Genomic DNA, 9,206 nt, shown 5'->3' with positions numbered 1-9,206 from the left:
TGCCTGATCCAGAATGAAAGCGTACATCCAGGTTATACGGTCTATCCACTGGAATCTTCCTGAGGCGCCTCCATGCCCTGATCCCATATCAGTCTGCAGCAGCAGAAAGTTGTTATCAGTTTTCATATCCCTGAGCCTGGCAACCCACTTTGCCGGTTCCCAGTAGCCAACCTGTGAATCGTGCAGGCCCGTATACACCATCATGGCCGGGTAATCGGTCTCTCTGACATTGTCGTACGGAGAATAGCCAAGCATGTATTCGTAGTAGACAGGATCGTTCGGGTTTCCCCATTCCTTATACTCGTTGGTTGTAAGTGGAATTGTCTCATCGAGCATGGTCGTCACGACGTCCACGAACGGAACCCCGGCAACCACTCCCCGCCAGAGATCCGGTCTCATATTAATTACTGCCCCCATAAGAAGCCCGCCCGCGCTTTCACCCATAGCAAAGAGATTATCTTCATTACAGTAGCCTTCGTTGATGAGATACTCGGCGCAATCGATGAAATCGGTAAAAGTGTTCATCTTGTTGAGGAGTCTGCCGTCATCGTACCACTCGCGGCCCATCTCCTGGCCTCCTCTGACGTGAGCAATCGCGTAGACGAAGCCGCGGTCAAGCAGACTCAACCGGAGAAAACTGAACTTTGGATCAAGACTGGATCCGTAGGAGCCGTAACCGTATAGGAGCAGCGGATTATCTCCGGGATGGAAAAGATCTTTCCTGTATACAAGAGAAATTGGAATTGATGTGCCGTCTTCAGCAGGTGCCCAGAGTCTTTCCGAATTGTACAAAGCCGCATCGTATCCGCTCGGGATCTCGCGCTGTTTCAGAAGTATGCTTTCATGGGTTTCCATATTGTAATCGAATGTTGACCATGGTGTAACCATGGATGTATACACGAATCGAAGCAGATCGGTATTGAATTCGTAGTTGTTAGATGTATATGCGAGATATGTCTCCTCACCGAAATCAACATAATGATCTGAGTTGTCTTCAAACTTGATCACTCTCAGCATTGTAAGGCCGTTTTTTCTCTCACTGAGAACCAGGAATTCGCTGAACATATCAAGACCTTCGAGTAGAACATCCTGTCTGTGAGGTATGACTTCAACCCAGTTTTCCATTGATGGTGATTCAATATCTGCCTTCAGCAGACAGTAATTCTCAGCTTCAAGATCTGTGAGAATGTAAAACTGCTCCTGCAAGGGATAAACCGAATACCTGAGGTTTTCAGTTCTGGGCTGGATTACAGTGAAGTCTCCGCCTGGATTGTCTGTGTCCAAAAACCAGACCTCTGAGGATTCCCTGCTGGAATTGCCCAGCAATATGAAATTACCCGATATGCTTCTATAGACCCATGGCCAGAACATCGGATCCTCTTCAAAATGAACCAGTTCCTCAACAGAACTGCCAAGTTCCCTTCTCATTATCCTGTCAGTTCGGTTTGTGGCATCGAGATGTCCGAAGAAGAACGTTCTGCTGTCATTTGCCCAGGCCACCTCTCCAGATGCGTTCAGAATTCTGTCGTCCAGCATTTCTCCGGTGATAAGGTCCTTGAAGAGGATAGTGCACTGATGATTGCCCATCGTGTCAACAGAGAATGCCAGAATATTGTTGTCCGGACTTACGCTCATACCCTCGATTTGGAAGTAAGAGTAGCCCTCCGCCAGAAGATTCATGTCAAGAAGCAGCTCATTCCGGGATTCAAGGCTTCCTTCTTTTCTCATGTAGAGGGGATACTCGCTATCCTGTTCGAAGACCGTATAGTAAAAATACCCGTTCCTGAAGTACGGAACGGATTCATCCTCCTGCGGTATCCTCGCGAGGATCTCGTTGTAGAGTTCTTCACGTAGGGCTTCTGTGTGAGCCAGCATCTCCTCGGTGTAAGTGTTCTCTTCCTCAAGGTAGGTGATGACAGCCGGATCGTCGATATCTCTCAGCCAGTAGTACTCATCGATCCTCACATCTCCATGAATGGTCAGCTCAACTGGACAGGCTTGTACATCCGGAGGCATCAAATTGCCTGATGAGGCCCAAACGTTTCCTATAATGCAGAATACGGCACAGCAGTAAACTGATAATTTCATGAGATTCCTTTCCCGCAGCGTTGATTTGAAAAAAATAAACACAAATACAACTGAAATATATGCATTCATTTGATAAATGCGGGATACAATAAGGTAAGTACTTTGTATGAAGCACAATGAGTTGAGATAGTATTATTCGTTCCCGTAAGAAAGCGGGCCGGGAGATGATCCCGACCCGCAAGGTGAAATTAGCTCTTTCTTCTGGTCAGAAATCTGTCCGCAGGGCTGGTTACCCTGAGAGCGCTTCTCTTCAAGGCAAGTTTCATGTAGGGAGTGATCATGGATGGAGTCGATATTCCAAGAAGATTTCGGACGAGTTTCCTGTCTGTTCCGTCCTCAAGCATATGAACCGCAAAGCTGTGTCTGAGCCATCCCATCAAATTGTATGCAGCATGTTTAATTGAATCTGTTAACAATCAGACCTGACCCCGCAGCTATTTGACCCTGAAGCTTTAATCCTGCAGCCTGGTGATCCCCAGGCCGAAACGTAATCAGAAAGAATTCTTTATAGAAGCCCAGGTGCCTGGTTCCAAAGCAAGTTCATCACCGTGAGCTGTAACTGTCAAGTTGTATACCCACCAGTTGATAGTGCTACCGGAGGGGTACGTGGCGGATATATATCCGTGGAACCTGAATCCGATCCAGGTATCGGGTGGTGGATCTACAATCACGTGATGAATCGGATCAGAACTATAATAAGAGTCATAGTGAACCCACTCATTGAAGATGTTGACGGAATCGAAAGAAGTTGAATAAAGCCTGACAAATGCGTTACCATTAGTACCATACATGGCAATATCATGCCCTATATGGATGACCAGGGAATCGGTCCCGTCCGGTACGAAGTAATATATCGGAGGTTGTCCATTGGTATACATATCGGCTTCGAAGGTTCCGGTCTCGAAGACACTTTCGCAAATGTACGCGTAAGATGATGAGAAGAGCCATTCGCTGTTGAACCAGCCAGCGGGCAACTCATTGAATGTGGTTTCGAAAACAATCGCGGTTTCGGCAAAGCAGAATGCGAAGACTATAATAGCTGTAAGAGTTGCAATTTTCAAGTTATCCTCCAATCTGTTGTTGCGAATTAGGTACTCAACAGTACGATGAATTTATTTCCGTCCATAGCAATAGGACAATGAATTTTCCGCAATACCATGACCTGCATATAAAGCAGCCCATTCGTCCCGATAAACCTCCGATTCCTGCCTGAAACTGATCATACTTGCCGAAACCACTCCCTGTCAACAGAGAAAGCAGCAAATAGACTCTCAGAACACAGCAACAGGACATACCTCAATCAAGAAACCTGATCGATGAAAGCTCAGCTAACCACGTGCTTTACAGGGAACATAACCATTTACACCTTTGATTGCGGTCAGCCCGGTTGTCCTGCGGGCATAGGTACAGCAGGGCTTCTGGGAATCATATTTGCCCTGATGACTGGAAAGAAGCTCTGGCTCAGGTCCGGCAAATTCCATGCGGACAATGGAAAGCGGGCCGGGAGATGATCCCGACCCGCAAGGTGAAACTAGCTCTTTCTTCTGGTCAGAAATCTGTCCGCAGGGCTGGTTACCCTGAGAGCGCTTCTCTTCAAGGCAAGTTTCATGTAGGGAGTGATCATGGATGGAGTCGATATTCCAAGAAGATTTCGGACGAGTTTCCTGTCTGTTCCGTCCTCAAGCATATGAACCGCAAAGCTGTGTCTGAGCCATCCCAGCGTTGCTCGCTTATCTATACCAGCTGCAAGCATGGCTTCAGCGAACGATCTTTGAATGGTTCTGGGAGAAATACAACTTGTTTTTCCTCTGCCGGGGAACATCCATGGAGAATCATCCGTTCTTGTCTCGATATAGTATTCAAGGATATCAGCAATTGAATTTGCCAGGATAGTGTCCCTTAAATGCTCTCCATCCATATCATTTACATGGATGACCATGTTCTCAAAATCCACTGCATTCCTCAGAAGATGAGTTGCTTCACCGACTCTCAGACCTGATGAGTAAATGAGCATCAGCGCAAGCCTGTACTTCAGCTCATGAACATTGGCGAAGATATTCTTGATCTCATCTCTGTTGAAAATTCCGTGAAGTGGTATTTTCTTGGAGATAAGACCAGGACCTGGGAGGGGGTTATCCTTATGAAGAACATGTTTGTACATGAACCTGATCGCGCTTTGAGCCTGGTTGATGTAGGAAAGAGACTTTCCTTCGTCAACAAGACCTTCAAGGTACTCCCTGAGAGTAGATTCCTCAAGACCGCCACATTCATCGCCGTAAGTGTTCTCAAGTCGGCGGATATGTGAGAGATAGCTGTTCGCAGTTTTAGGACTTCTGCCTGCTGTCCGCAGAAGCTTCCTGGTCTGCTCGATGTAATCTGTCATTATTACCCCTTCCTTTCCGATAAATTTGGCAAAATACATAACAATGTATTTGCCTTATAACCTGTATGATCTAGCCAGAGTATACACTGTTTCGTATTGTGTACAGCAAGAATATACAGATTAAGTTTGACCCCTATGTTAATTTACTTAGTGTTTTCAAATATGTCAACCCGCTTAATGAAATAAAATAAATTAAAAGGTGTAAAGACGCATTTGTATTTCCTTAATTGTTCCGAAGTTCTCTAATAAAGTATAAATCATATGATCAGAACAGAATGATTGTATTCCGAAATACTACTTTAGAACAGCACTTGACAAACTCCTGTTTTTAGCTAAAACTAATTATCCGGGTTACGGAAGATTATTTGATTAAGGATGAATATGATTTTCTTTGCAGGTGTCTCTATCAGAATTATCATTCGCGAATTATTTCCATACATATTAGGATTGATTGCGGTTATAGTGATACTTGTGTTTTATCTGCATATGACTGATAGCATATCAGATGAAATTGCCAATAACGAAAATGAAAAAATATCACAGGTTGCTGAGAATCTTTCAGGATTGTCCGGTAATGTGGATTATTCAGATGCTTTGTTTAATCGTTTTCAGGAAAATGGAATCGTATTTCATCAACTCAGACCCAATTTCCTTAATTGTCTTAATCTTCATGAATATATAATTGCACAGCCTTTAACAGGGAATAAATTCGAAAATATTCCCTACGATGATACACTCGCGGTGTCAGCATTTATTAACAATATCCCATACATAAGGCGTAATAGATCAGGGATGGACGAAAATCTTACTGTGTTCTATCCGTTGCAGCTTTCTGAAAATAGACCCGCCCTGGTGAGGATTATGTTTACAGATCTTAAAGGAACGGACTGGTTGAACAAATACAGGTACGAATTTTATACACTTTCTGTAGCTGTATTGATTCTGATAATTATCCCCGGACTCATTATTGGACTTGCCGGTATTCGCAGAAAGATCGAAATGAGGGGTTATTTTGAAGAAGATCAGGAAAATGAGAAATCATTCAAATCACCAGGGAATATGACGCTTCTTGATGTCTATCCCTCTTCACTGATGGATATAGCGGATTCTCCGGCACTATTTAAACTTGACAGCAACCACGAGATAATACACATGAATTCAGCAGCGGAATCATTGATTGACATTCCTCTGGATGACGCGATCGGAATGCAATTTCACTCTTTGCCATGTTTTGACCAGGAGGAATCGAGTTCATTTGAATATCCCGAAACAGAGGAAGCAGAAGAATTTACTCTGAATTTGGCTGATAGTACAGGCAGCATTAACCGGACTGTTTTCAGAATTGAATCATTTAATGATTCCGGTTTTGCTGTATCTGGGAAAGCGGTTTCCGAACATGGTCCTGAAACGTTGAAAACCGTTACATCTCTTCCGAAAGCAGGGAAGCCACAGGAAGAGCATGCACAGGAGCATGCACAAGCACCACGAAATATATCCGATACTGATATTCAGAAAGCTATTGACCTTGCTGAAGCGGGCAGGATGTTGTCCGGGGTCGATATTACGGTCGCAAATCATTTCGGCAAAATTGCCCGAACACTTACAGAATTCAAACAGAACGCATTACGTTCGGAAAAGGAACTGAAAGGCGTTATTAAAATCGACTCTGAACTCGAGAGAATTTCTTCAGCACTCAATGATGTCCTTCCGGAAAGAGCATCAATCGAAGTTGAAGCCTCTGAATTTCTCCAGGAAGCAGAGTGTTCTTTAAGTGATTTCTCACAGATAATAAAGAAAATGGTGTTTCATTCACTCGAATCAGTTTCCGGACCTGTAAGGATAAAAATCGGTGCCAGGAACGTTTCCTTTCCGGCTACTGATCCGGTGTTTTCAGCAAAATGTGATGGATCAGTTTCCAGGTCAGTTTCGATCAGTTACTGTGACGGTACAAGAATTCCTGTATTTCTCAAGGAGGCTTTACTTGATCCCGAGACAGATTCATCAGGTATTCAGAGAGACTTTGGTTCACATATATCTTCATTGGCAGCGATTCTTGCCAGACTTGATCTACACCCCGTTTTCACTGAAAGCACTACCGGCACTACTCTTAATATACTTTTCAGCATAAGTGAGAGTTCTCTGTTCGATGTCTCACCGGTGGAGTCAAGGGAACCTTCGAGAATAGGGAATATATCCATTGCAATCTGTGATGCTTCAAGAGAGGTGAGAAACAGCGTTTCCGATGTGCTGGTCTCAATAGGACTGGACGTAATCAAAACAGACGATCTGGATAACCTGTCTGAAGAATATTTCAAATCCTCCCCTGATTGTCTGGTGCTGGACGCCTCGGTGCTGGAGGAATCCCTTGAGGAAACTATCTCAACCCTGAGAATACAATGGCCTGATCTGAAGATTATCTTCACATCAGGTTCATCTGATATGGAGAAAAAGACACAGATAGACGGGATTATGGGAGCGGGAATTCTTCGTAAACCATATTCCCCAGGCGAACTGCTGGATATGATCGAACTCCTTAAAGTACCTGATTCAGGGTTAATGGATATTCCGAATGTCCCCGGGAGGTTTGAATGAATTTTGACAGTTGGATTGTTAAACTGATCCTGGCTACACTTCTCGGTTCTCTTATAGGTTTTGAAAGGGAATATCATGGAAGACCTGCAGGATTAAGAACACACATTCTGGTCTGTATTGGAGCCACTGTTTTAACGATAAGTGGTTTGAGTATTGCCGCAGTATTCAGTAACGGGATTGATTCTTCCGGTGAGGAAATAAGCAGAATTGTCGCTGGTATTGTTACCGGAATAGGGTTTCTGGGGGCTGGAGCAATAATCAGGACAAGTGATCTTATCAGAGGTTTGACTACCGCTGCCTGCATATGGTTTGTTGCTGCTATCGGAATTGTCATCGGAATAGGTCAATACTTTCTGGCGATCTCCTCAACCGGTATTGCACTTTTTGTTCTTATTCTGCTTCCGCTGATTGAGAATCGTATATCTGCTTTGAAATATCGTGATGTAATAATTCGTGGTGAGAGCGGGGATCCTCTGAAACTGCTTGACAGGTGTACATCTGTCTTCAAGAGGTCACATATTGGAATTCATGATGTTGATATTGAGATCGACAGGAATGGCAGCTTCGTAAATCTGTTATATCATCTTCGAATCAGAAAGATAGAAAACAAAAACGAGCTGTTGAACTCTTTATCTGAAATCGATGGAGTAACGACAGTCACCTGGCAGAGATATTCGGGAAGATCAATTGATGGAATCTCGAGAAGCATCAGTCCGGTAAACGGAGCATCCGAATAATAACTTATTAAATGCCATTAGATATGAAAAATGGATACAACCAGCTTCATAAGCTTTGCTGCCCTTCAGAAGTACGGTGACGGAAGATGTGAGGAGCGAAAATGCCTGGTGCTAGTGAAATCACCTTTGATATCGTTGTATCAGGATGCGCGACTGATTGCTGGCATTGCTACGTGTCCGGTGGGCCTGCCTCGCTAATGACGATGAGCGATTACGAGAATGTACTTGCTTTTGTTGACGAATTCTGTTGTATTGCGAACGAACAAAACGTAAAGGTATATCCGTATCTTGACCTCGAACCAATGTTACATCCGGAAATCGAGAAGATTGTGAGCCTGGCGCGAACAATTAACGCATTTTCATTGCCGGTGTGCATACCAACAACTGGAATACCGATCTCCACAAGGAATGATTGGGAGCAAGTCCTCACGGCGTATCATGAGGCGGGAGTGAGACAGTTGGAGTTCACGCTTCACGGCCCGGAGGCGATTCACGATAAAGCCGTATCACGGGAAGGTGCATTTCGATGCCTCAATGAGGCGGTGAAGCGAGCAAAACGTAGCAGTTTTGAAATCAGATTGAATCTGATGGTCTCGAAACCTATGTTGCAACAATTCCAGGAGACGATGTATGCGGTTGAGAGGAATGAATATAATTACAAACGGGCCGTAATCCCTGCGTATGCACCTAATGAGAAACTTCGCAGATTTGAACAGTATCGTCCAGAACTGGCGGATGTGATTCCGTATAAGGAGTTCTTTCAAGAGTTCTGCGATAATAAAATCCATAATGGGAAATATTGGAACAATGTAAAGGAGTCAACTGAGGAAAAAGCCTACCAGGAATTGCTGGCATATGAAAGTAAATATAAGTCGTATCAACTAATTATTGATAGCCTTCCGACATGGTATTTCCTGACTGTTGGTCCAGGTCTCGACATCTGGTACGGAAACGGCTTTCATAGAACGCAAAAACTTGGCCAGATCTGTGAATCAACCCCAAAGGAAGTATTGGAAAAAGTGTTAGGTTTATACCCGAATTATTCGTTCGGAGGATATTTCCCCATCGACTGCGTTCCATCACCGATAGAGGTAGGGAAAAACGTGGCAGATCCAACCGGTAAACGAATATATCATGAGATTAGTGAGATCCACGTGAAGTGGTTGGATAAATACTTAATGGGGTCATCTGAGTAGGCGCTGTGAAATGCAGAGATACTTTTGTGATGGATTCGGGTTAACACTCGCATGCAGCCGCCCCGCTACGCGTTCGACTGATGCGGATCACTATCATGAGACGCTTATCCGAATGCTCTTCTAAACCGCTAAGAAATATACGGAGCTAGTTGAATAGCGGCATTGCCGCTCTGTGGAACAGATCCCTGCAAGTATTTTCTACCTGTTCCT

The 9,206-nt window shown here is 44.2% G+C and carries 8 protein-coding genes; 4 read left to right on the top strand and 4 right to left on the bottom strand.

Annotated elements, in window-relative coordinates:
- The 3 genes from K8R76_06115 to K8R76_06105 all read right to left on the bottom strand — a co-directional run.
- A partial coding sequence (locus K8R76_06115) for a S9 family peptidase (protein MCD4847746.1) occupies positions 1 to 2,088 on the bottom strand: 2,088 nt, incomplete at its 3' end.
- A 188-nt stretch (positions 2,089 to 2,276) separates the two neighbouring features.
- A complete protein-coding gene (locus K8R76_06110) occupies positions 2,277 to 2,504 on the bottom strand; it encodes a hypothetical protein (GenBank protein MCD4847745.1) in 228 nt (75 codons plus the stop codon).
- Positions 2,505 to 2,579: 75 nt separating this feature from the next.
- Positions 2,580 to 3,149 (bottom strand): hypothetical protein, encoded by a 570-nt coding sequence (locus K8R76_06105; GenBank protein ID MCD4847744.1) that lies wholly within the window; start codon positions 3,147 to 3,149, stop codon positions 2,580 to 2,582.
- A gap of 255 nt (positions 3,150 to 3,404) precedes the next feature.
- On the opposite strand from K8R76_06105, the gene K8R76_06100 reads away from it, so the two are divergent.
- Positions 3,405 to 3,599 (top strand): hypothetical protein, encoded by a 195-nt coding sequence (locus tag K8R76_06100; protein ID MCD4847743.1) that lies wholly within the window; start codon positions 3,405 to 3,407, stop codon positions 3,597 to 3,599.
- A gap of 20 nt (positions 3,600 to 3,619) precedes the next feature.
- On the opposite strand, the gene K8R76_06095 is transcribed toward K8R76_06100, so the two are convergent.
- A complete protein-coding gene (locus K8R76_06095) occupies positions 3,620 to 4,471 on the bottom strand; it encodes a site-specific integrase (GenBank protein MCD4847742.1) in 852 nt (283 codons plus the stop codon).
- Between the two features lie 381 nt (positions 4,472 to 4,852).
- On the opposite strand from K8R76_06095, the gene K8R76_06090 reads away from it, so the two are divergent.
- The 3 genes from K8R76_06090 (at position 4,853) to K8R76_06080 (ending at position 8,996) form a co-directional block, all read left to right on the top strand.
- A complete protein-coding gene (locus K8R76_06090; protein MCD4847741.1) occupies positions 4,853 to 7,063 on the top strand; it encodes a response regulator in 2,211 nt (736 codons plus the stop codon).
- Entirely contained in the window at positions 7,060 to 7,800 is a 741-nt protein-coding gene (locus K8R76_06085) for an MgtC/SapB family protein (protein ID MCD4847740.1), read from the top strand. The genes K8R76_06090 and K8R76_06085 overlap by 4 nt, the downstream gene beginning before the upstream one ends.
- A gap of 101 nt (positions 7,801 to 7,901) precedes the next feature.
- Positions 7,902 to 8,996: a radical SAM protein gene (locus K8R76_06080; GenBank protein ID MCD4847739.1), complete on the top strand. Its 1,095-nt coding sequence runs from the start codon at positions 7,902 to 7,904 to the stop codon at positions 8,994 to 8,996.
- The last annotated feature ends 210 nt before the right edge of the window (positions 8,997 to 9,206 follow it).

The sequence above is a fragment of the Candidatus Aegiribacteria sp. genome (assembly GCA_021108435.1).
In the GTDB taxonomy this organism is placed as follows: Bacteria; Fermentibacterota; Fermentibacteria; order Fermentibacterales; family JCC-6; genus Aegiribacteria.
Note: the sequence above shows the minus strand (reverse complement) of the source record. Positions and strands in the feature narration are given on the sequence as shown.

Excerpts from the sequence above, each read along its gene's own strand:
- K8R76_06100 (MCD4847743.1), top strand. The coding sequence starts at position 3,405 with ATGAAAGCTCAGCTAACCACGTGCTTTACAGGGAACATAACCATTTAC.
- K8R76_06095 (MCD4847742.1), bottom strand. The coding sequence starts at position 4,471 with ATGACAGATTACATCGAGCAGACCAGGAAGCTTCTGCGGACAGCAGGC.
- K8R76_06090 (MCD4847741.1), top strand. The coding sequence starts at position 4,853 with ATGATTTTCTTTGCAGGTGTCTCTATCAGAATTATCATTCGCGAATTA.
- K8R76_06085 (MCD4847740.1), top strand. The coding sequence starts at position 7,060 with ATGAATTTTGACAGTTGGATTGTTAAACTGATCCTGGCTACACTTCTC.
- K8R76_06080 (MCD4847739.1), top strand. The coding sequence starts at position 7,902 with ATGCCTGGTGCTAGTGAAATCACCTTTGATATCGTTGTATCAGGATGC.